The organism is Acidobacteriota bacterium, from assembly GCA_028874215.1.
Taxonomy (GTDB): Bacteria; Acidobacteriota; UBA6911; order RPQK01; family JAJDTT01; genus JAJDTT01.
This window is the reverse complement of record JAPPLF010000102.1, coordinates 24,383-45,203: the sequence shown is the minus strand read 5'-3', so window position 1 is coordinate 45,203 and position 20,821 is coordinate 24,383. Positions and strand designations below refer to the sequence as shown.

The 20,821-nt window shown below is 61.2% G+C and carries 14 protein-coding genes; 6 read left to right on the top strand and 8 right to left on the bottom strand.

Features of this window, described 5'->3' with window-relative positions:
- Nucleotides 1-137 precede the first annotated feature (137 nt).
- Entirely contained in the window at nt 138-452 is a 315-nt protein-coding gene (locus tag OXT71_21475; GenBank protein MDE2928965.1) for a putative quinol monooxygenase, read from the top strand.
- Nucleotides 453-493: 41 nt separating this feature from the next.
- Here the strand turns inward: OXT71_21475 and OXT71_21470 are convergent, their stop codons facing one another.
- Nucleotides 494-1,672 carry a pyridoxal phosphate-dependent aminotransferase gene (locus OXT71_21470; GenBank protein MDE2928964.1) on the bottom strand — a complete coding sequence of 393 codons (1,179 nt, stop codon included), beginning with the start codon at nt 1,670-1,672 and terminating at the stop codon, nt 494-496.
- Between the two features lie 155 nt (nt 1,673-1,827).
- Here OXT71_21470 and OXT71_21465 point away from each other — a divergent pair, with 155 nt between their 5' ends.
- Nucleotides 1,828-3,189: a M23 family metallopeptidase gene (locus OXT71_21465; protein MDE2928963.1), complete on the top strand. Its 1,362-nt coding sequence runs from the start codon at nt 1,828-1,830 to the stop codon at nt 3,187-3,189.
- Nucleotides 3,190-3,268: 79 nt separating this feature from the next.
- On the opposite strand, the gene OXT71_21460 is transcribed toward OXT71_21465, so the two are convergent.
- The 4 genes from OXT71_21460 to OXT71_21445 all read right to left on the bottom strand — a co-directional run bounded on the left by OXT71_21460 (nt 3,269) and on the right by OXT71_21445 (nt 11,998).
- Nucleotides 3,269-5,836, bottom strand: a complete 2,568-nt coding sequence (locus OXT71_21460; GenBank protein ID MDE2928962.1) for a UvrD-helicase domain-containing protein — start codon at nt 5,834-5,836, stop codon at nt 3,269-3,271.
- A gap of 401 nt (nt 5,837-6,237) precedes the next feature.
- Nucleotides 6,238-7,176, bottom strand: coding sequence for a cysteine synthase A (gene cysK / locus OXT71_21455; protein ID MDE2928961.1), 939 nt, complete (start codon nt 7,174-7,176; stop codon nt 6,238-6,240).
- A gap of 39 nt (nt 7,177-7,215) precedes the next feature.
- The gene (locus tag OXT71_21450) at nt 7,216-8,640 is read right to left on the bottom strand and encodes a DUF1501 domain-containing protein (GenBank protein MDE2928960.1); all 1,425 of its coding nucleotides are present in this window, start codon (nt 8,638-8,640) and stop codon (nt 7,216-7,218) included.
- 4 nt (nt 8,641-8,644) lie between these two features.
- On the bottom strand, nt 8,645-11,998 hold the full coding sequence (locus OXT71_21445) for a PSD1 and planctomycete cytochrome C domain-containing protein (GenBank protein ID MDE2928959.1): 3,354 nt from the start codon (nt 11,996-11,998) through the stop codon (nt 8,645-8,647).
- A gap of 191 nt (nt 11,999-12,189) precedes the next feature.
- On the opposite strand from OXT71_21445, the gene OXT71_21440 reads away from it, so the two are divergent.
- On the top strand, nt 12,190-13,392 hold the full coding sequence (locus OXT71_21440; protein ID MDE2928958.1) for a galactose mutarotase: 1,203 nt from the start codon (nt 12,190-12,192) through the stop codon (nt 13,390-13,392).
- On the opposite strand, the gene OXT71_21435 is transcribed toward OXT71_21440, so the two are convergent.
- The gene (locus OXT71_21435; protein MDE2928957.1) at nt 13,294-15,012 is read right to left on the bottom strand and encodes a hypothetical protein; all 1,719 of its coding nucleotides are present in this window, start codon (nt 15,010-15,012) and stop codon (nt 13,294-13,296) included. The genes OXT71_21440 and OXT71_21435 overlap by 99 nt on opposite strands.
- 44 nt (nt 15,013-15,056) lie before the next feature.
- Complete coding sequence (locus tag OXT71_21430; protein MDE2928956.1) at nt 15,057-15,740, bottom strand: methyltransferase domain-containing protein; 684 nt, start codon at nt 15,738-15,740, stop codon at nt 15,057-15,059.
- 130 nt (nt 15,741-15,870) lie between these two features.
- On the opposite strand from OXT71_21430, the gene OXT71_21425 reads away from it, so the two are divergent.
- Nucleotides 15,871-17,580 carry a VCBS repeat-containing protein gene (locus OXT71_21425; GenBank protein ID MDE2928955.1) on the top strand — a complete coding sequence of 570 codons (1,710 nt, stop codon included), beginning with the start codon at nt 15,871-15,873 and terminating at the stop codon, nt 17,578-17,580.
- Nucleotides 17,581-17,601: 21 nt separating this feature from the next.
- The gene (locus tag OXT71_21420; protein MDE2928954.1) at nt 17,602-18,675 is read left to right on the top strand and encodes an ASPIC/UnbV domain-containing protein; all 1,074 of its coding nucleotides are present in this window, start codon (nt 17,602-17,604) and stop codon (nt 18,673-18,675) included.
- 50 nt (nt 18,676-18,725) lie between these two features.
- Here OXT71_21420 and OXT71_21415 read toward each other — a convergent pair whose 3' ends face one another.
- Nucleotides 18,726-18,896, bottom strand: coding sequence for a hypothetical protein (locus OXT71_21415; protein MDE2928953.1), 171 nt, complete (start codon nt 18,894-18,896; stop codon nt 18,726-18,728).
- 100 nt (nt 18,897-18,996) lie between these two features.
- On the opposite strand from OXT71_21415, the gene OXT71_21410 reads away from it, so the two are divergent.
- Nucleotides 18,997-20,733 (top strand): B12-binding domain-containing radical SAM protein, encoded by a 1,737-nt coding sequence (locus OXT71_21410; protein ID MDE2928952.1) that lies wholly within the window; start codon nt 18,997-18,999, stop codon nt 20,731-20,733.
- The last annotated feature ends 88 nt before the right edge of the window (nt 20,734-20,821 follow it).

The window sequence follows — 20,821 nt, the reverse complement described above, 5'->3', positions numbered from 1 at the left end:
AGGGGGAAGTGGGCGTCCGCGTGGCATGGCAGTCTCCTTTCCGGTTGAGGAACTGGCCATCATAATACAGGAACTAACGGGACACTACACTAGGAGTTAACTACAGCCTCGAGAATCGGGGAAAAGGAGACCATGAAATGATCGCTCTTCTGGTCACGATCCGGATTCAGCCTCCGCATCGGGAGGCTTTCATGGAAGCCATGCTAGACGATGCCCTTCACTCGGTCCAGGACGAGCCGGGTTGCCTGAGATTCGACGTGCTGGAGGATCCGGACGACCCGAACCGGATCTTTCTCTATGAAGTCTATCGGGACGAGGCGGCCCTGGAAGCTCACCGCCAGGCTCCCCACTTTCTGCGCTGGAAGCACACGACCCGCAACTGGTTCGACGGCGAGGCGCTGGTGGAGCAGGCGGTGTCGGTGTTTCCGGCGGACGAGGACTGGGACGGCTGAGCTCCACGTCCAGGGGATCGTTCCGGAGAGTCCGGCGCTGTTCAGTCGAGGAACCGCTCCAATCGGTCCAGGCCCTCCTCGATCACGTCCATGCCCGTGGCGAAACTGAGCCGCACGCAACTGTCCAACCCGAAAGCGGCGCCGGGCACCACGGCCAGATGCGCCTCCCCCAACAGGCGCGTGGTCCACTCGACCGAACCGGAAACCCCAAGGCGGGAATAGGTCGCCGAAACGTCCGGAAACACGTAGAAGGCCCCGGCCGGTTCGGGACAGACCACTCCGGGAATGGCATTGAGCCGGGCGTGCAGGACCTTGGAACGCCGTTCGAACTCTGAGCGCATCTCTTCGACGCATTCCTGATCGCCGGTGAGGGCCGCAGCCATGGCGTGCATGGTGAACGTCGCCGCGCCGCTGGTGGTCTGGGACTGGAGCTTGCCCAGGTTGCGGATCAGGTCCTGGGGCCCCGCTACGTAGCCGATCCGCCATCCGGTCATGGAATAGGTCTTGGACATGGAGTTGAAGGTCAAGGTCCGCTCATAGGCGTGAGCGGACGTGGCCGCGAAACTCTTGTAGGTCCGGCCGCCGTAGAGGAGCCGGTCGTATATCTCGTCGCTGATCACCGCCACGTCGTCCCGGTCGGCCAGGACCTCGGCCAAAGCGTCCGTCTCCTCCGGACTGTAGACGGTCCCGCTGGGATTGCTGGGAGAGTTGAAGATGACCGCCGCGGTTCGAGGCGTCAGCGCGTCCCGAAGCTGTTGGGGCGTGATCTTGAAGTCCGCATCCACCGTCGCGCTCACGAAGACCGGCACGCCGCCGGCGATCTTCACCTGCTCCGGATACGAAACCCAGTAGGGCGCGGGGATGATCACCTCGTCTCCAGGATCCAGGAGAGTGGCGAAGGCGAGCCAGAGGCCCTCCTTTCCGCCCACGGTGACCAGAATCTGGGAGGGAGAATATTCCAGCGAGTTCTCCCGGCGCAGTTTCTCGACCGCGGCCGCTTTGGCCTCGGGAACTCCCGACGCAGGTTTCGCGTACTTGGTCTCTCCCGCTTCAATGCAGTCCAGCGCGTGTTTCCGAATGTGAGCGGGAGTGGGAAAATCGGGTTCCCCGGCTCCCAGACTCACCACGTCGACTCCCGCCCGGCGCAACTCGGCTGCCCGGTTGCTGACCGCGATGGTCGCCGACTCCTGAAGCTGCATGAGGCGCTGTGAAATCTTCAATCCTGATCGCTCCTGAACACTCATGGCGGGGAGTTTAGTCGGGGGGTCGGACGCTGTCAATTGGACCCGCCGGGCCGCAATCGGGCCCGATGGCGTTGACCCGCAAGGGGGTTTCTGTAAGGCTTCTACGGGATGACGGCCGCGAGGATTCGGGAATGAAACCGTTGGCGGTGATATTGATTCTGCTGGTGGCTTTCGTGGCCGGTTGGGCCCTCGCCACTTGGGACTCGTCGCCTCCCGAAGTTGTTTGGATCGATCCGGCCGGAACCGTCGGTCCCAAGACGGAGATCCAGGTGGAGGCCAGAGATCAAGGCCGGGGGCTCAAGTCGCTTCGGCTCCTCTTCCGGCAGCAGGGAAGTGAAGTCGTGGTGCACGAAGAGAGTTTCGACGAGGCGGGATTCCTCTGGACGGACGGGACTCTCAAGCGGCGGCTTGAGGTGCGCCCGTCCGATATGGCGCCGCATGAAGACCTGAAAGAAGGTTCATTCACGCTGGAGGTGCAGGTTCAGGACCACGCGAGCTTGGGGCTCTGGTCTCGGGAAACGGTTGAGGAGGAGACCTTCCGCCTGGACCGGACGCCTCCGCGAATCGAGGTTCTCTCCAACCAGCACTACATCCGGCAGGGCGGGTCCGCGGCCGTCCGCTACAGGGTGTCCGAACCGGTCGACTCCAGCGGAATCCAGGTGGGTGACCGGATCTACGCAGGATACCCCGTTCCCTCCCGGGAAGAAGGCTTCTACATCTGTCTTTTCGCTCTGGGACACGACCAGGACAGAGACACCGCCATGACGGTATGGGCCCAGGATCCAGCCGGCAACCGGGGCCGGGAGAACTTTTGGAAGAAGGTGTTTCCGGGACGATTCCGAAAACGAAACATAAATATTTCCGACCGCTTCATGGAGCGGGTTCTGCCGTCCATCGTAGAGCGCAGCGACCATGTCCGGGGCACCTCCGATCTCTTGGAGACGTACCTGGAGGTGAATGGATCGTTGCGCCGGATCAACAACCGGCAGATTGCCGAATTGGCTGCCCAGAGCGCCGCAGCCCCCCTCTGGACCGAAGAGTTTCTGCAGTTGAGCAACTCGCAGGTCGAATCGTCCTTTGCGGATTTCCGCTCCTACATCTACCGGGGAAAGAAGGTGGACGAGCAGACCCACCTGGGCTTCGATCTGGCCTCACTGGCTCAGGCCCCGGTGGAGTGCTCCAACGACGGCGTCGTCATCTTTGCCGACTATCTGGGGATCTACGGCAATACCGTGGTCGTGGACCATGGTCTGGGCCTGCAGTCGCTGTATGCCCACCTGAGCCGCTTCGATGTGAAGGTGGGAGAAGAGGTTCGGAAGGGGCAATCCTTGGGACGGACCGGTCAGACCGGCTTGGCGGGTGGAGATCACCTGCACTTCACCATGGTCCTGCACGGGACCCAGGTGAACCCCATCGAGTGGTGGGACCCGGCCTGGGTTCGGAAGCGGGTCCTGTCCAGGCTGGAGACTCGAGAAGCAGAGAGTCGCAATTGACCTCACGTCGCTTCGACAAGCAGCATTCTCATCGTGCTGATGGTCGTTCGGCAACGATGTCCGTGCAGTCCTGATTCGATCACTTCCCAAGAAAACGATCCGGCGGCAGCCTTTGCTTATAGGTACATGGTGGTTCATCCCAGTACCCGCTACATCCCAGGAACTGCCCATACGGACCACTTCGCAAAACAAGAATCCCGTATTTACAACTGGGACAAGCCCTCGGAGAGGACTCGCAACGGCGATTGGAGCACTTTGTTCTTTGCCCGTCGGATAGAGAATATCCCTGTTTACAGGTTTCGCACCGGGGTGCCTGATGCTTGCACATCGGGTTGTTGACGCAACGAAGAGTCCTCCCAGTCCTTGATTCGACGAGATACCCTCCACAGCGAGGGCAGTCTGGTGCTGAGGATTGCGCCGGATCACCAATTCGACGAATACCCTCGTAGTCCTGGACCAGTTCCCGAACGAAACTTGAAGTGTGGATCTGATCCGCTATCAAGTAGACCGCTCGCTTGGCCCGGGTTGCCGCAACGTAAAACAAGCGGCGTTCTTCCGCGTGGGGGAAGGGATGCTCTCGCATTGGGGGTAAGGCGAGATTGAGTAAAGGATCGTCGTCGATTTGTGAAGGGAAACCCATCCTGTCGTCCTTAAGGTCGAGTACGAGAGAAAAATCGGCTTCGCGCCCCTTCGCACTGTGGACCGTGCTGAAGTCGACGCCCATGCGTCTGGACTTGGCTGCCTCTCTTACGGCATTCACACTATTTTTATAACGACCGAGTGCCAGTACGGACGAATCATTCTTGTCGTGTCCTGGACTACTTTGGTCCCGAGTTCGTACCTGTTCCAGGATGTCATCGAGTGCGCGCTCGACCCCCTGAGATGGTTCCTTGGATGCAACCACCGTGATACCCATATCGAGTTCATCGCTGTGGGCACGAAGGCTTCTCTGGGTTTGTTCGGGGTTCCGCTGCACAAATTCCGACGTGGGATCGGCGACGCGACTGCCGTATCTGAAGGTCGTGCTCAGACAATGTTCACGGACGTGGCCAAGGTACTCTCCACAGCCACGAACGAGGCTCACGTCGCTGCCTGCAAAACGGTAGATTGATTGCCAATCGTCACCAACCAGAAAATAAGCGGTTTCGGGTGTATTGAGGGCTGTCAGCAGCGCCATTCGGCTGGCGGAAATGTCTTGAAACTCGTCGACGAGGATATAGCGATACTGCGCAAAAGAACGAGGATCGCGAATATGCCGGGCGGCCTCGTTGATCAGGTCTTCGAAGTCGACTGCGCCTTCTTTCGCGAGCCTCTTCTCATAACGCACCCGCACGGCTTCGAAAACTTTCAGAAAAGCTGAACTCCGAAACTTGTCGGGTGATTTCTTTGCGCGGCGGGTCAGATCGTCCGCTGACAGAATGCTCGTCTTGACGTGCTTGAGAAACGAAAGGATCAATCTGGACAGCCATGACTCCAGGATCGATCTGAGGTCTTCAAGCAGGCGGTCGATGGAAACCGGGCGGAAGTCTACACTGCTGTGTTCAAGAAGTTTTTCAAGTTCCCGGAGGAGAATTCCACGGCGGGCCTGCCAACTATACGTTTCAATCAACTTGGTGCCATAGCGTCTGTGAATGCACCGTTTCCAATAGACACCGTCCTGATAGTTGCGGAAGAACGTCGGAGCGTCACCTTCCTCGTTGAGCGCGAAGTGCTCAATGTAAATCTTGTGGTCGGGGAGGTAGAAGTCGGGCATGTATTGCCGGTGCCGTTTGTCGGCCGTGTTTACGGGGTAAGGTTTTTCATACTGGAACTTGATGCCATTCATGGAGAGGAAGTTGGCAATCTGGACCTCTTCGAAACTCTTGACCAGATCTCCACTTAAGGTTCGAAGCTCGCAAAGGCGCACGTACGAGAAATAGTCACTAGCTGTCTTGAAATCGAACGGGGACCTGTAGGGGTTTCTATGCAGGGTCAGGAGTTCCGCCACCTGCTCTTTATGCTGCTTCGACGTAAGCAACTCTTCAAGAATCTCGTCTATGGCCTGAGCCATTTTTGCGGGGTCGTCGGCAAGAGTCGAAATCTGAGGCTTCCTGCCTCGTGCCGCTCCCAGAGTACGCATCCCGAAGGAATGGAACGTGCGGACGGTTGCGCCTTGGAGGTCCCTTGGCAGGCGGTTCCGGATCTCGTCTGCAGCCTTCGTGTTGAAGGCCAATACAAGGATTTCTTTAGGGTCAATTTCTTGGTGGCGGACGAGATAGGCGATTTTGCCGGTGATTACCGCAGTCTTTCCGGTTCCGGCGCCGGCCAATACGAGAGTAACGTCCTCGTCCGTGGCAATTGCGTGTGCCTGTTCGTCCGTAAGCGTGTGATCTAAAACGCCGGAGGACGCGGTGCGAACAGCTCCTGCTTGCGCCCTGACGAACCTGGAATTCCCTCGCTCGCGAGCCGTTTCCAATTGTTCTCGGCACCTGAACTCACGGAGGCGAACCAAGGCATTTATTGCGGGTATCGGCAAATGGATGCGGACGAGTTCCAGGTTGCCGTCCTGCACCAAAGTTTCGATCTGAGCACGAAGCGCATCCGCGGAAGAGCAGCGAAAATATTCCCGGCCACGCAAATTTGCCTGAATTCGCTGGTCGAATTCCAACAGTCTCGGGGCCAGTTCCAAAGCCCGCTGAGCTGCTACGAATCGAACGGCCTCAACGACTCGGTCTGCGGAAATCGAATCCAGCCCACGAATCGAAAAGGGCTTTTTGGATTTCGGGCGTATCCTGAGTCGGCAACGACCAAACCATCCCGAGACTTTCGCAATACGATCGATACGGCTGAGGTTGATCTCGACTTCCGTGCGCGTCCGAGAACCGTGCAAACGAAGGGTGCCATCCGCAACGGCGAGCCGTGAATATCCCGAACAGAAAACCCGATGAAACCACGAACCTTTGGCAGTGATCCGATCTGGTAAGCCTGTCTTCACCGGTTTCTGGAGGGAATGGACGCGTTGGAATTCGTTGTGTTGCCGCCTCGCACAGAGGCTTTTGGGAATCTTGCCTATTCCGAATAGACCGGGTGGCTCAGGTAGCGTTCGCCCAGGTCGCAGACCATGGCGACGACGCGGGCGCCCGTCCCCAGCCTACGCGCGACCTGGAGCGCGGCCCAGCAGTTGGACCCCGATGAGATGCCCGCGAAGATGCCCTCTTTGCGGGCCATGTCCCGGGTGACAAGGCGGGCGTCCTCGAAATCGACGTGGATGATCTCGTCGATGACGTTGCGATTCAGGACCGACGGGACGAATCCGGCTCCGATCCCCTGGATCTCGTGGGGACCCGGCTCTCCGCCCGCAAGCACCGGTGAATCGGCGGGTTCCACTGCAACGATCAGGACGTCGCGCAATTCCCGTTTCAGGATCTCACCGACTCCCGTGATGGTGCCCCCCGTTCCCACGCCCGCAACGAACGCATCCAACCTCCCGTCCGTCGCCTCCAGGATCTCCAGGGCCGTCGTGTGACGGTGAACCCGGGGATTGGCCGGGTTGTTGAACTGTTGCGGCATGTAGGCGTCGGGGAGCCGGCTCACCAGTTCTTCCGCCTTTTCGATGGCGGCGGTCATCCCCCGGACCTCGGGGGTCAGGACCAGTTCGGCGCCCATGGCCTGAAGGACGCGCCTGCGTTCCATGGACATGGTGTCGGGCATGGTCAGGATCAGGCGGTACCCCATTACGGCCGAGGCCATGGCCAGGCCGATCCCCGTGTTGCCGCTGGTGGGCTCGACGATGACGGTCTTTCCGGGTTGGATCCTGCCTTCGTCCTGCGCCTGCTTCAGCATGGCGTAGGCGATCCGGTCCTTGACGCTGAAGGAGGGGTTCAGGGACTCCAGTTTCAACAGGAGCTCGGCGGACCCGGGACGAGTCAGGCGCTGGACCCGCACCAGCGGCGTGTTGCCGATCAGTTCGAGGATGTTGTCTGCCAGCAGGGGGCGGTGACGGGGCATGGGTGAAGTTGGATGACGGCCAACCGGCCAGCCCCGATATCAGGCCAGAATTTCGTGGACCACGCGGCCGTGGACGTCGGTCAGACTCTCGTCGCGGCCCCCGAAACGATAGACCAGGCGCTCGTGGTCCAGTCCCAGCAGATGCAGGATGGTGGCGTGCAGGTCGTGGACGGTGGTCTTGTTTTCCACCACGGTCTTGCCGATGTCGTCGGTCCGGCCATACACGGTCCCCCCCTTGACCCCACCGCCGGCCATCCAGATGGTGAAGGCCGTCTCCAGATGGTCGCGGCCGTCTCCGTTGGTTCCGGTGTCCACCGTGCGGCCGAACTCGGTGCCCCAGATGACCAGCGTCTCATCCAACATTCCTCTGGACTTGAGGTCCTTGATCAGGGCGGCCACAGACTGATCCGCCACCAGGGCGTTCCCCTCATGTCCTTTCTTCAGGTTGGTGTGCTGGTCCCACGTGCCGTTGGTGGCGCCGAAAAGGACGGGCGGCGTCACCTCCACGAAACGGACGCCCGACTCGATCAGCCGCCGCGCCCGGAGGCATTGCAGGGCATAGTTCCGCTGGTCCTTGTTGGAGGTGTCCAGGCCGTAGAGCCGCTTTGTAGCTTCCGTTTCGCGAGACAGGTCCAGCACATCAGGGACGAGGGACTGCATCCGGTAGGCCATTTCGTAGTTTCGGATGGCCGACTCGACGGCGTCGTTTCTGCCGGCCTCGGCCAGAAAATCCCGATCCTGGTCCAGCAACACCGACAACTTGGTGTTCTGGATGGCGCCCTCGTCGGCGGGGACCAGGTTCTCGATGGGTGTCCCCTCCGCCTTCACAGGCAACGCCTGGTGGGTTGCGGGGAGGAAGCCGTTGGAGAAGTTCTCCAATCCTCCCGGCGGGATCGACGTGGCTTCAGGGTGGAGAAGGACGTATCCGGGCAGGTTCTTGTTCTCGCTCCCCAGCGCGTAGGTGATCCAGGATCCCAGACTCGGGTAACCGCCGACGTTGCGGCCGGTGTGGAAAAGGATGTTGCCGCGCGGGTGCAGCGGGAAGTTGGAGACCATGGAGCGAACAATGGCCAGATCATCCACGCAGGTGGCGATGTGAGGAAAGAGCTCACTCACGGGGATCCCCGATTTCCCGTATTTCCTGAAGGTCCAGTGACAACCCTGATAGGTCCGGATCCCGTCACCGGAGGGCTTGCCGTGCAACTCGCTCAGCTTGGGTTTGGGATCGAAGGTGTCCATCTGCGAGACACCGCCGGGCATGAAACAGAGGATGACGTTCTTGACCTTGGGCTCGAAATGGGTCGGTGGAGTCGGGACCAGACCAGCGTAGGCGTCTTCAGCCATAAGAGCGGACAGGGCGGTCAGTCCGAACCCGTTGGCGCTCAACGACAGCATCTGGCGCCGTGTCAGCGGAGCGCCGAGGCAACCCGGACAAAGGCCTTGTTCCTTGTTTTGCTGGGTCATGGCATTACCTCAGGTAGATGAACTCTTTCGTGTTGAAGAGACTGTGGGCCACGTCCTTCCAAATCACTTTGCTGGCCAGGATATGCTCTTGCGGAACCTGATACAAGCGTCCCAGCTTCCGGGCCAGCTCTACGAAACGGGCCACCTCTTCGGCACTCGGGGGCCGGGAGAACGCCTTGACAAACATTCGTTCCAAGCGTTCCTCCAGCGTCCCCCCTTCGTGTTCCAGAATCCTGTCGGCCCAAAAATCCGCCTGTTGGATCACAAAGGGATCATTGAGCATGGCGAGAGCCTGGGAGGGCACGTTCGTCACGTCCCGACGCCCTCTGGAGACGGAGGGGACGGGAAAATCGAAGAGTTCCAGAAACCGGGGGCCCTCCATGCGGGTGACCCGCAGGTAAACGCTCCGGCGCCCGTGCCCGTCCAGTGGACCGGCGTGGAGCTTCCGGTACTCCTTCGTCTTCAGCCGATAGGGTTCGATACTGGGACCGTAGCGCAAGGGATCGAAACGGCCCGAAGTGGCCAGAATAGAGTCACGTATGGCCTCGGCCTCAAGGCGCCTGACCGGGTAATGGTGCAGAAGCCGGTTCTCAGGGTCGATCCGCGAGGCTGCCTCGGACGTCCGGCTCGACTGTTGGAAAGCCTGGGTAAGGACCAGCCGCCGGACCAGCCGTTTCAGGGACCAGCCGTCGGCGATGAACCGGTTCGCCAGATGGTCGAGTAGCTGGGCGTGGGAGGGACGCTCCCCGAAGTTGCCGAAGTCGTTGATTGTGGCTACCAGGCCTCGTCCGAAAAGGTAGTTCCAGACCCGGTTGACCATGACCCGTGCGGTGAGGGGGTTCCGGGGAGAGGCAATGAGTTCCGCCAGCTCCTGCCGGCCGCTTCCATTGGATTCGAGGGTCCGTCCCCCGGTGAGCGCGGTCAGGTAGCGGCGCGGTACGGGGTCCCCCGGATTCTCGGCGTCACCACTTTTCAGCAGGGAATAGTCCCGCCCCGAACCCATGTCCAGCAACGAGTTGATGGTCTGGGGTTGAGAAATGCCGGATTCGATGCCTCGGTACTCGGCAATCAGTTGCGAGAGTCTGGGAGTGAGATCGACGGAATTGTCCACCAGGTGGTTCGTGACGAGCCAATGGATCCAGCGGACGTCGTTTTCGTCGGGTGTTCCCCGGGACCAGGCCTCCATAGCCTCACGGCTTCGCTCCGCGTAGCGCCGGGCGGCTTCCGTGGGATCTTTGGGAGCCGGGTCCCGAAACAAGGGCAACAGATGGGAAAGATCCTTGCGGGGAGGATCCTCCACGTCGTGGAACATGGCCCGGGCAATGCCGAAATAGGATCCGGGCGCCGCCATCTTCTCCTCGGTGAATCCCTTGATCCTCTTGGGCCGGTCCGGGAGCCGGGGGTTGCTGGTCTTGGTGACCAGCTCGACATAGACGGGAAACCGCTCCTTGTCCTGAAGAGTCGAGATCTTCTGCCAGTTCAAGTCCGTGCTGTCGAAGACTTCGACGCCCTCGCCCAGCATGCAGTTGTCCACCACCGCCCGGCGCCCGCCGAGCATTCCACCCATGACCTGGAGGCTGAGAAACTTCTTTTCCTTGGGCAGATAGGGAGAGCGAAGCGCCCCGTTCAGCCGTTCCGAAAGGGCGTGGGTATAGATCCCGGCCGGATAGACTCCGTTGACCGCCTCCTGTCCTTCCGGGGCCAGGACGAATTCGCCGTTCTCCGATCGGCCTTCAAGCAATCCCACCCCCTCGGGGTACCAGTCGCTCAGAGACAGGGAAGTGAAGTTCTCCGTGTTATAGGCCTGGCGGTCGCGGATCTCTTTCAAGTGCTTCGGCGCAACCTTTTGCCATAGTTCCTGAAACCGTTCCGGCGCCAGACCCCCTTCGCAGGTGACCGTCGACCAGGGATAGAGAAAGCTCTCCGGATCGACGCTCTCCTTCTGGAGCGCCTGGATCCATCTTTCCAGGCGTTGGGGCTGGAGATCAGTGGTGGTATCCGCCGACGCCGGATCGACCGGGGCCTGCGCCGCCAGGAGATAGGCCGGCATCTCCTCGACCTGCTTCAACCAGGCGGCAGCCAGCTCCGACCGAATCTGCGGCTTCAGGGCCCGCAGGCGCTGCATCAGCGGAGACTGGGAACCACCCGTGTCCAGCGTGCTGGTGACCGGACGGGCACTGTTCAGGATCCCGTACAGTGCGTAGTAGTCCTCGATGGGAATGGGATCCAGTTTGTGGTCGTGACAGCGCGCACAGGCCACGGAGAGTCCCTGGAAGGCCCGGGTGAGGGTGTCGATCTGGTCGTCCACGACATCGGTGCGTATTTCGCGGAACTCGATGCAGTCGTCGTGCCCCATCTCACCCATGAGGAGGAATGCCGAACCGGTGGCGGATTCGTTGATTCCCAGCGGGACGTTGATCCGGGGGTCTTCCAGCAGGTCGCCGGCGACATGTTCCCTTACCAGTTGATCGTAGGGGACGTCCTGGTTGAAGGCGCGGATCAGGTAGTCGCGGTAGCGCCAGGCTCCCTTGACGATGTAGTTCCACTCGTATCCGTAGGTCTCGGCGAAACGCACCACGTCCATCCAGTGACGCGCCCAATGCTCCCCGAAATGGGGAGAATCCACGAGACGGTCCACGAAGTTGGCGTAGGCCTGCCCGGACCGGTCCCGGAGCAGCTCCTCCACGCTGGCCGGATCCGGCGGCAGTCCCACGACCGAGAAACTGAGGCGCCGGGCCAGGGTACGGATATCGGCCCGCTCCGCCGGCTCCAGTCCCTCCTTGCGGAGCGCCGCCAGCAGAAAGCGATCGACCGGTGTTCCGGACCAGCTCCGATGATCCACCTGCGGAGGATCGGGATCGGCAACCGGCTGGAAGGCCCAGTGCTCCCGGATCAGGCGGGCGTAAAAATCGGGTTCGTTGGTCACGTCGGGAACCGCGGACCACGGCGCTCCCATCCGGACCCAGCTCTCCAAGTGACCGATCTCGGCGTCGGCGAGCATGCGGCCCAGGGGCATCTTCAGCTCCTGATGCCGGACGGCCTGGATGATCAGGCTCCGGTCCGGATCACCGGGAACCAGAGCGGACCCTCGAAGACCACCCTTCATGAGGGCTTCGCGGGAATCGACTCTGAGCGAGGAGAGCTGCTGATTGTCGCCATGGCAGGAGTAGCAGTTTTCGACCAGGAGAGGGCGGACCTTGGTCTCGAAGAACTCCATGGCCTCGCGGTCGCTCTGGGCGCCGGATGGCGCCGACAGGAGGGAGCGGCCATTGGCGAGGACCAGGAACGGCACCAGAAACAGAATCGCCAAGAGGCGGAGCCTGAGGTTCGGAATCGCGATGGTACAGGGAATCAGCACGTTTCGTACCCGCGCCCAAACGATAGCATATCTTTCTGTCTTCGACGCACTTTGCCGACGTTGGATCAACAACTTGCACGAGATCCCGGCAGCGCCGGTTTGCGCTGCCGCCGGTGTTCGGATAGGGTCTCGATGCTGTGTAGTCAAACCCTATGGGAACGGCTTTTTCGCGGACTCGCGGGGAGGGAAAGATGGATGCCATCAAGAGCGGATCCTGCTCGGTGGTCGCGGGTGTTGTCTCTCTGATGGTCCTTGCCGGGACCCTTTCCTGTGGCCCGCCTCCCGACGAATCGAAGGAAACCATGGAGCCCGAACGCCTTTTTTCCCCGAGCTTGTCTTCCGCCGACTTCGGGACCACTCCCGACGGCGAGAGCGTCCGGATCTACACCTTGACGAATTCCGCCGGCATCGAAGTCCGGATCATCACTTACGGCGGCATCATCGTCTCCCTCCGAACCCCCGACCGGGACGGCAACTTCGACGACATCGTCCTGGGATTCGACTCATTGGAAGGCTATCTCGCCAAGCATCCATACTTCGGCACCTTGGTGGGACGCTACGCCAACCGCATATCCAACGGCCGATTCACGCTGGACGGAGTCGAGTACGAATTGGCCCGGAACAACGGGGACAACCACATCCACGGCGGCATCAAGGGATTCGACAAGGTGGTCTGGCAGGACCGGCCGGTCGAGGACGAAAACGGTGTCGGCATCGTCCTTGAGTACACCAGTGCGGACGGAGAGGAAGGGTACCCCGGCAAGCTGGACGTCCAGGTGACCTACACCCTGACGGAGGACAACGAACTGGTCTGCGACTATCGCGCCACCACGGACCGGGCCACGCCCATCAACCTGACCCAGCACTCCTACTTCAACTTGGCGGGCCAGGGAACGGGGAACGTGCTGCGGCACATCCTGGAGTTGAACGCCGCGGCATTCACTCCCAACGATGCCGAACTCATCCCCACGGGCGAGATCCGGACGGTGGAAGGCACCCCTTTCGACTTCAGGGCCGAGATGCCCATCGGAGCGCGAATCAATTCTCCCTATGAGCAGATCCAAATCGGGGGCGGGTACGATCACAATTTCGTCTTGAACCAGGAGGACGAGGGTCCGTCGCCGGCGGCAAGAGTCAGGGAGCCGATGACGGGACGCGTCATGGAAGTGCACACGACCGAGCCCGGCGTCCAGCTCTATACCGGCAACTTCCTGGACGGGACGCTGACCGGCAAGGGTGGACGCGTCTACGAGCGCCGCTCCGGCTTCTGCCTGGAAACCCAGCACTATCCGGATTCACCCAACCGGCCCGAGTTTCCCTCCACGATCCTGAGACCGGGTGAAACCTACGAGTCCCGGACCGTGTTCAGGTTTCCCGACGTCCGGGGAACCTGAGGCGTCGCGGGCTACCGGGTCCGTTGCACCGCCGGCCGAACCGCCGGTGGCGTCCGCCACCAGAAACTCAAACGAATAGAGGCTCGCCTCTTGGAGGTGAAAACGCAGCCGGATCGGCTCTCCGGCTAGGGAGCTGACGGCGGAGCGACCATTCCAGCTCACCCTCTGGCGGAGAGCGTCTTGCCGAAGGGGGTCACAGTCCTCCCGGGTGTAGCCGTGAACGGGGTTCCCCCCATGGTCCAGGACCTCCACCAGGAGACGGCCGTTCCCGGCATCGGCGTTGACCACCAGTTCATCTCCGGTGAAGGTAAAGCTCCTGGTGGTCAGGCTTCCGCCCGGCTTGCCCGCTCGGACCGATACGAACCCGTCCAACCGAAGCGTCGCCAATCCGATGCCATTGGGGAATCCGTCGACCCCTGGAGGAAGGGTTTCATTGTGATCGTAACCGGCACCGTGGTAGTAGATCCGGACTTCGTCGTCGTGAACGAAGGGACCCTGCAAGGCGTAGATCGCGCCCCAATCGAAATCGCCGGGCCGGTTTGAGAGCGGCAGGAACACGTCCCGATTTCCGGCGCGGTCCCAGGTTCGTCCGTCCCGGGTGGAGGTCAACTGCACCGCGCCCCGGCAGTAGTCGGGGTCGTAGCTGAAGACCGTGACGAGGCCGATACGGAGGCCCTCATAGGTCATGACCTCCATGTTGTAGAACTGGTCCCGATTGAGAGGATCTTCCGCGTCCGGCCCTACGATGACCCGATAGTCGTTCCAGTGAACGAAATCGCGGCTCGTGATCTGGCCCACCCGGCGGATGCTGTGGTTCTCGGGAGCACGGTTCCTCCGCGGGTCCCAGTGCCGCCGCCAACCGGCCCGAGCCTCCGGGTCGCTCACCAGGCGCGGCCGGACCTGGGAGATCCTGCCGGTGCGGTCCCGGATGATCCCGACGTAGAGGCCGAGGGCTTCGTCCCAGTAGGCGATCATCTGGCTGTCGTGGCCGGGAGGTTCGAAAAAAACGGCCTTGCCGTCGTTGTACGGAATCCAGTCCAGGCCGTCCGCCGAATGGGACGCGTAGATCTTGTAGTCTTCCCGCATGTGCAGCATCTTGAAGCGCCGGGACGGGTCCGCCTCCTGGTGGTCCAGGAAGACCCCGCTGGCCAAGCCGCCGTGAGGCACGACGATGTTGTTTTCCGTCGTTCCCCGGTACTTGAATTTTCCCAGCCTCGGCTTGTCCCACCGGATGCCGTCGGCGCTCCTGGCGAAGCAGAGGACCGCGTGCTCGTCCCCTCCGCTGCCGGCGTGCAGGCTGTACCAGAGTTTGAAGAGTCCATCGTCCGGATCGAAAAGGACGCTGGAAAAGGCGACCGGCATGCCCGCCTCCCAAGCCGCCTCGCCTTTCGGCACTCTCGCCAGGACCGGGTTGTCCGCATACTTCCTCGGCTGGTTCAACCTCAGATCGACGCCCGTTGATTCGTCGATGAGGAAGTCGTCGACGAAGAGCTGCCGGTGGCCTCCCAGCGGGATCGGTTTCTCGCGGGACCGTTCCGGGGGACCCATTCCGCCTGTCCCCAGGACCAACACCGCGGTCATGTGCATCGTTACCAGGAAAACCGGCCATGATTTCGTCATCGAAAGGTCCTCGGGACGGCACAACCACCGCTGGTGAGAACGGTTCAGCCGCCGCATCGTTTCCGGCCGACCAGCACTGAAATCGGAATCTGACTCCAAATGCATCGGGCGTCAAATCCGGCGCGGGTCATGGCCTCCAGTTCGCATTCCAACGGAAAATACGTATCTTCATCCGACCATTCGTCAAAGTGCCGATAGGCGCGCTCTTTAGGGATTCCGCGCGAGACCATGTGCGCCGCCCAGACCGCGTAGTCCGCAGCCCTGCGGGAGGCATCGTCCGGCATGGTCGCGTCGCTGTTGACGAAGACGCCGCCCGGAGCCAACGCGTCATGGATGCGTCCGAAGAGTCGGGCCTTGGCGTCCAGGTCCGGCACGTGATGCAACGCCAACGAGGCGACAACGGCGTCGCAAGGGGGAAGGGAGTCGTAAAACGACTGCCGTCTCAGGCGTACCCGTTCGCCGAAGCGTTGCAGCCGCATCCGGGCGCGAGCCAACATTTCGTCGTCGACGTCGATCAACTCCACGACGCTGTCTCCGCACTTCTCCAAGATTGCCTCGGAGAGGGCCCCGGTCCCGGCGCCCAGATCGAGCACCCGCTTGGGGTGGCAGAGGTCGACTGCCTGAGCAACCTCCTCCAGCGTTCGATCGTAGCAGGGAATGAACTGCCGGATGATCTCGTCGTACTCGTCGATTTCAAGATGCAGGTGCCGGCGAACGGAGTGGCTCATGGGAAAAAGGGCATGGTACCACCTTCCAATCGGATAGCCCGGAACCAATCGACACCGGTAACTGCCACCTCGTAATCGGGCTTCGGATTTCGGCTATAATGGCGGCTTTCACGGCAAAGGCAGGCTCGACTTGAAGCTCCATTCAGCACCAAAATCCGCACGGGGGATCCCCTCGGCTCGCCGACATCCGGGTTGGCCCCCCGCTGTTCTCCTGCTGGGTCTTCTTGCCTTACTCCCCGTTCTGGGGGAAGTCGAGCTGGACAAAGCCGAACTGGAACAGACCGAGGAACTCTCCGAATCCCTGGCCAACTCCCTCCTGGAATTCTCGGTGACGGTCCGGGAACGGGACCTGAAACGGATTGGCGAGTTCTTCGAGTCCCCGTCCCGGGTGACGCCGTGGCCGGCTCTTTCCGGTGTCCCGGCTTCGGAGTTCAAATGGATCTCGACTGCCGCGCCCCGCGTCACGCGCAAGCGTCCGAAGAAGGTGCCCCGGACCGGACTGGTGAAGAGCTGGGAGAAGTTCCTGGAGTCCTTCTCATCCGTCGAGGATGCCCGTTTTCAGGTCAAGGGGGCCCGCTTCAACGAGCGGAGGGCGAAAGTCGAGGGCAAGGGGGACCTCAAGTTCTTCCTGATCGGGCGTGACGGCAAGAGCCATCGATTCTGGGTGAAGGGAACGGGCCGTCTGGTCGCGGTCAAGACCGGGGAGGAAAACTGGCAGATCTCCGAATTCCAGTTGGACGAAGTCAGGACCATGCGGGCGTCGGCAGACCTCTTCTCGGAGGTCTGCATTCCGGCCGGAGTTTCCAATTCGCTGCCCCGGTATGGCGAACCGGGAAACGATGATTTCGTCTATCACGGCGCCGCTGCGGGAGACCTGAACCAGGACGGGCTGCAGGATCTGGTGGTCACGGGCATCAACCGGAACTACCTCTACCTGAACCAGGGCGGCCAGTTTCAGGACGTGGCCGACAAGGCGGGGATCTCGATCACCCCGCCGGGCACGGCGCCGCTGCTCCTCGACTACGACAACGACGGCGATCTGGACGTCTTCATGGCCTCGGTGGGAGAGCAGATGCTGTTCGAGAACCGCCTTGTGCCCTCCGGGAGACTGCTCTTCTTCGACATCTCGCAAGAGGTCGGCATCGCGGTGAACGCCATCGGTTTCAGCGCCACCGCCGGTGACGTGAACAAGGACGGCTGGACCGACGTCTACGTTGCCTCCTACAACCGCTACGGCCGGGTCATGCCCGACTCCTGGCACCGCGCCTCCAACGGGACTCCGAACCTGCTCTTCCTGAATCAAGGGAATGGAAGCTTCCGGGAAGCGGGGGCCGCGTGGGGTGTCCGCGACCAGCGCTGGAGCTATGCCGCCCAATTCGCCGACATCAACGGAGACGGACGGCTGGATCTCTACGTGGCCAACGACTTCGGCGAGAACGGCTACTACGTGAACCTGGGAGACCGCTTCGAGGACCGGGCCGCGAGCATGGGGCTGCTGGACCCCGGCAATGGAATGGGCGTTTCCTTCGGCGACTTCAACAACGACGGGCGGATCGACCTCTACGTCACCAACATGTCCTCGACGGCCGGGAACCGGATCCTGGACCGGCTGTTCCCGCAGGGCCGGGGAGACCGCAGCGGACTCAAGAAGCTGGCGGCGGGAAATACGCTGTTCGAAGGGTTGGACGGGGGCGGCTTTCGGGACGTGAGCGGCAAGTTCGGACCCTTCGTTGCCGGATGGGCCTGGGGCGGAGTCTTCGTGGACTTCGACAACGACGGCTGGGAGGACCTCTACTCTCCCAACGGGTTCATCAGCGGCAAGTCCATGAAGGACACATGAAGCTTCTTCTGGCGCCACGTCGTGGCGTCCACGGTCGGCGACGAGAAGGCCGGCAACCAGGACTACCAGACGAACCATATGGCTCTGCTCTTCGAGGAGGGACTGTCCTTCAGCGGATTCGAACGGGATGCCCTTTTCCTGAATCGGGAGGGCACCCGGTTTCAGGACATTTCAGGCGTCTCGGGCATCGACTCCATCTCCGACGGACGCTCGGCAGTTCCCGTCGACCTGGACAACGACGGCGACCTGGACATCTTTCTCACCACCATCCAGGGCGAAGGTCATCTCCTGTTCCGCAACAACGTGGGCCAGGACAAGGGCTTCATTCGCGTCGAGCTGGAGGGGACGAAGAGCGGCAAGGACGCATTCGGCGCCCAGGTCCGGGTGAAGACTCCCCTGGGGGTCCAGACCCGGATCCTCTCGGGGGGAAGCGGTTTCATGGCTCAGCCCGACCGGCGGCTCCTGTTCGGACTGGGGGAGACCAAGGAGGCGGAATGGATGGAAGTTACCTGGCCCTCCGGTGTTCGCCAGCGGGTCGGTCCCATTCCCTCCGGCACCTCCTTGAAGCTGGTGGAGGAGGAACCGGACTACCAGGCCCTGTCCCTGCCGTCGGCCGCTTTGCCGGATCCCCTGGAGGAGGAACAGGTCCTCTGGAGCAAGCTGGAGATCAAACGGGGCCTGCCCATGCCCGAGCTGGCGCTGAAGACGCTTCCGGAGGGAGAGGAGGTCTCGCTTCCGCTGGAGAAGGGAACGTCGTACCTGGTGAATCTCTGGGCCACCTGGTGCGGGCCGTGCCGGCGGGAGATGCCTGAGTTGGAAGCGGCCAAGGCCAAGCTGGAAGAGAACGGCATCCAGGTGATCGGTCTCAGTCTCGACCAGGGGGTTCCCCTCTCAGACGTGGAATCATATGCCCGAGACTTGGGCGTGTCCTATCCGGTCTACCTGCTGGAACAGGAGGATCTGAAGAAGATCTTCGCGGGAGACGAGATGTTCGTCCCGTTCTCGATCCTGGTGGACGAGGAAGGCCGGGTCGCCGACAGCACCGCCGGTTGGGGAGAAGAGGCCAAACGCAAGCTGGATCGCCTTTGCCGGTAGGAAGGGGACTGTCAGGCCGTGGCCCTTTCGGTAGAGCTACTGGATACCGTCTATAGGCGATTTCCAAGTCGTTCCAGCGCCTGCTTTTGCAACGGCGTCGGCCGGGTCACGATGGTGAAGGGACGGGCTCCGGGGATCTTCAGAACCACCCGATACCGAACGATGGCCGCCAGATCCTCCAGCAGCGTTCGGAAGCTGTGCCCCGGCTGGCCGTCGGCCATGCGTTTGGACTAGGCTTTCTGTCGGGAGGCCGGACTTGGCGATGACGACACCGGCCTGTCGTTGGCACGTGTGCGCGTACTGAACGAGGAGTCATGAGCCATGCCGAACGCCCTTCTCCTCTACCCGAAGCACCCACCCACCTACTGGGGCAACGACTACGCCTTGGACATCATGGGAATCAAATCGACACATCCACCACTCGGCCTGCTCACCGTCGCCGCGATGTTCCCATCCCGGTACAACTTGCGCCTGGTCGACCTCAATGTGACTTCGCTCGAAGACACCGACTTGAAGTGGGCGGATCTCGTGTTCACATCGAGCATGATTCCGCAACGCCCCTCCCTCGAGCAGGTCGTTGAGCGCTGCAACCGCGCGCAGGTTCCCGTCGTTGCCGGCGGGCCGCATCCCACCACGTTTCATGAGGAAATGGAAGGCATAGATCATTTCGTACTCGATGAGGTGGAGGAGATCTTTCCTGGATTCCTTCGCGACCTGGAAACCGGCACGGCCAAACCGGTCTACCGAGCCCCGAGGAAACCGGATGTGACCCTGTCCCCGGTTCCCCGTTTCGACCTCATCAATATGAACGAGTATTACTCGATGTCCCTGCAGTTCTCCCGGGGATGTCCCTTCGATTGCGAGTTTTGCGACATTACGAAGTTGTACGGCCGTGTGTCCCGAACGAAATCACCGGAACAGATGGTGGCCGAGTTCGACCATTTGTACGAGTTGGGCTGGCGGGGTCCGCTTTTTCTGGTCGATGACAACTTCATTGGCAACAAACGGGAAGTTTCAAGGCTCCTCCCGGTGATCGCCGAATGGCAAAAGGAGCATCGCTATCCCTTTACACTGACCACCGAAGCGACCGTCAATCTCGTTCGGATGAACGACTTGATGGATGTCATGATCGAGGCTGGCTTCGAATCCGTCTTCATCGGCATCGAAACGCCCAACCCGGCGGCTCTCAAGAAGATGAAGAAGCCTCAGAACATCGACATGCGCGACGACAACTACTTGCTCACGGCTGTGCGCAAGATTCAACAGAAGGGGATGCATGTTCTGGGCGGCTTCATCCTCGGGCTGGACGAAGACGATGAGAACGCGTTTGACGCCCAGATCGAATTCATTCAGGCAGCCGGGATTCCGATCTCACTGATCGGGTTGCTGACCGCACTCAAGGGAACCAACCTGTGGGACCGGCTGGAGCGCGAGAATCGGCTGTTGAACAAACCTGTCGAGATCGACGACACTGCCCTGAACTTCAAGCCGCAGATGGATCCCGGGGTGCTGGTGGAAGGGTATCTCCGGGTCATCAGGACCATCTACGATGCAACGTTGGAGAATTATTTCGACCGCTGCCTGACCCTGCTCGACAACCTCAACCCCGTACCACACGTCTACAAGCCGGTAAGCAACCACATACTCTTGGCGGGAATCATGCGGATCCGGCGGCGCCTGACGCCGGAGCAGTTGCCGCCGTTTTCGCGCTATATCGCCAAAGTCTCCAGGAATCATCCTCGATTCCTGCTGCTCGCAATCCGTCTGGCCGGCATGGGTCATCACTGCGAAAAATTCACGCGCCAGCAGACCGTTCTCCGTGGCTTCAAGGAGTACTTGAAATCAGAGTTGGCATCATTCAATGAAGCCGGATGGGAGTCTGAATCGGCACCGGGAATGCGGGACGAGTTCAGACAGGAGATGTTAAAACACGCAAATGCGCGACAGAAGGCCATCCCCGATGAATTCCGTTTTTACGGGGACGGCATCTCTGAGGCTCTGGCGGCTTTCCAGCATGCGTTGAGTCCGGAGGCTCCGTTGGCCTTGCCGGTCAAGTAGAAATACTCTTCAGTTGACTGAGGGACAATCGGGACTGTTTGTCCGCCAGTCTTCGTCGGCAAGTTTGTCACAACGGAGTGCGGCGGTA

What these genes read in the sequence shown, in the direction of transcription:
- OXT71_21475 (MDE2928965.1), top strand. Translation starts at nt 138, where the DNA reads ATGATCGCTCTTCTGGTCACGATCCGGATTCAGCCTCCGCATCGGGAG.
- OXT71_21465 (MDE2928963.1), top strand. Translation starts at nt 1,828, where the DNA reads ATGAAACCGTTGGCGGTGATATTGATTCTGCTGGTGGCTTTCGTGGCC.
- cysK (MDE2928961.1), bottom strand. Translation starts at nt 7,176, where the DNA reads ATGCCCCGTCACCGCCCCCTGCTGGCAGACAACATCCTCGAACTGATC.
- OXT71_21450 (MDE2928960.1), bottom strand. Translation starts at nt 8,640, where the DNA reads ATGACCCAGCAAAACAAGGAACAAGGCCTTTGTCCGGGTTGCCTCGGC.
- OXT71_21440 (MDE2928958.1), top strand. Translation starts at nt 12,190, where the DNA reads ATGGATGCCATCAAGAGCGGATCCTGCTCGGTGGTCGCGGGTGTTGTC.
- OXT71_21435 (MDE2928957.1), bottom strand. Translation starts at nt 15,012, where the DNA reads ATGACGAAATCATGGCCGGTTTTCCTGGTAACGATGCACATGACCGCG.
- OXT71_21430 (MDE2928956.1), bottom strand. Translation starts at nt 15,740, where the DNA reads ATGAGCCACTCCGTTCGCCGGCACCTGCATCTTGAAATCGACGAGTAC.
- OXT71_21415 (MDE2928953.1), bottom strand. Translation starts at nt 18,896, where the DNA reads ATGGCCGACGGCCAGCCGGGGCACAGCTTCCGAACGCTGCTGGAGGAT.
- OXT71_21410 (MDE2928952.1), top strand. Translation starts at nt 18,997, where the DNA reads ATGCCGAACGCCCTTCTCCTCTACCCGAAGCACCCACCCACCTACTGG.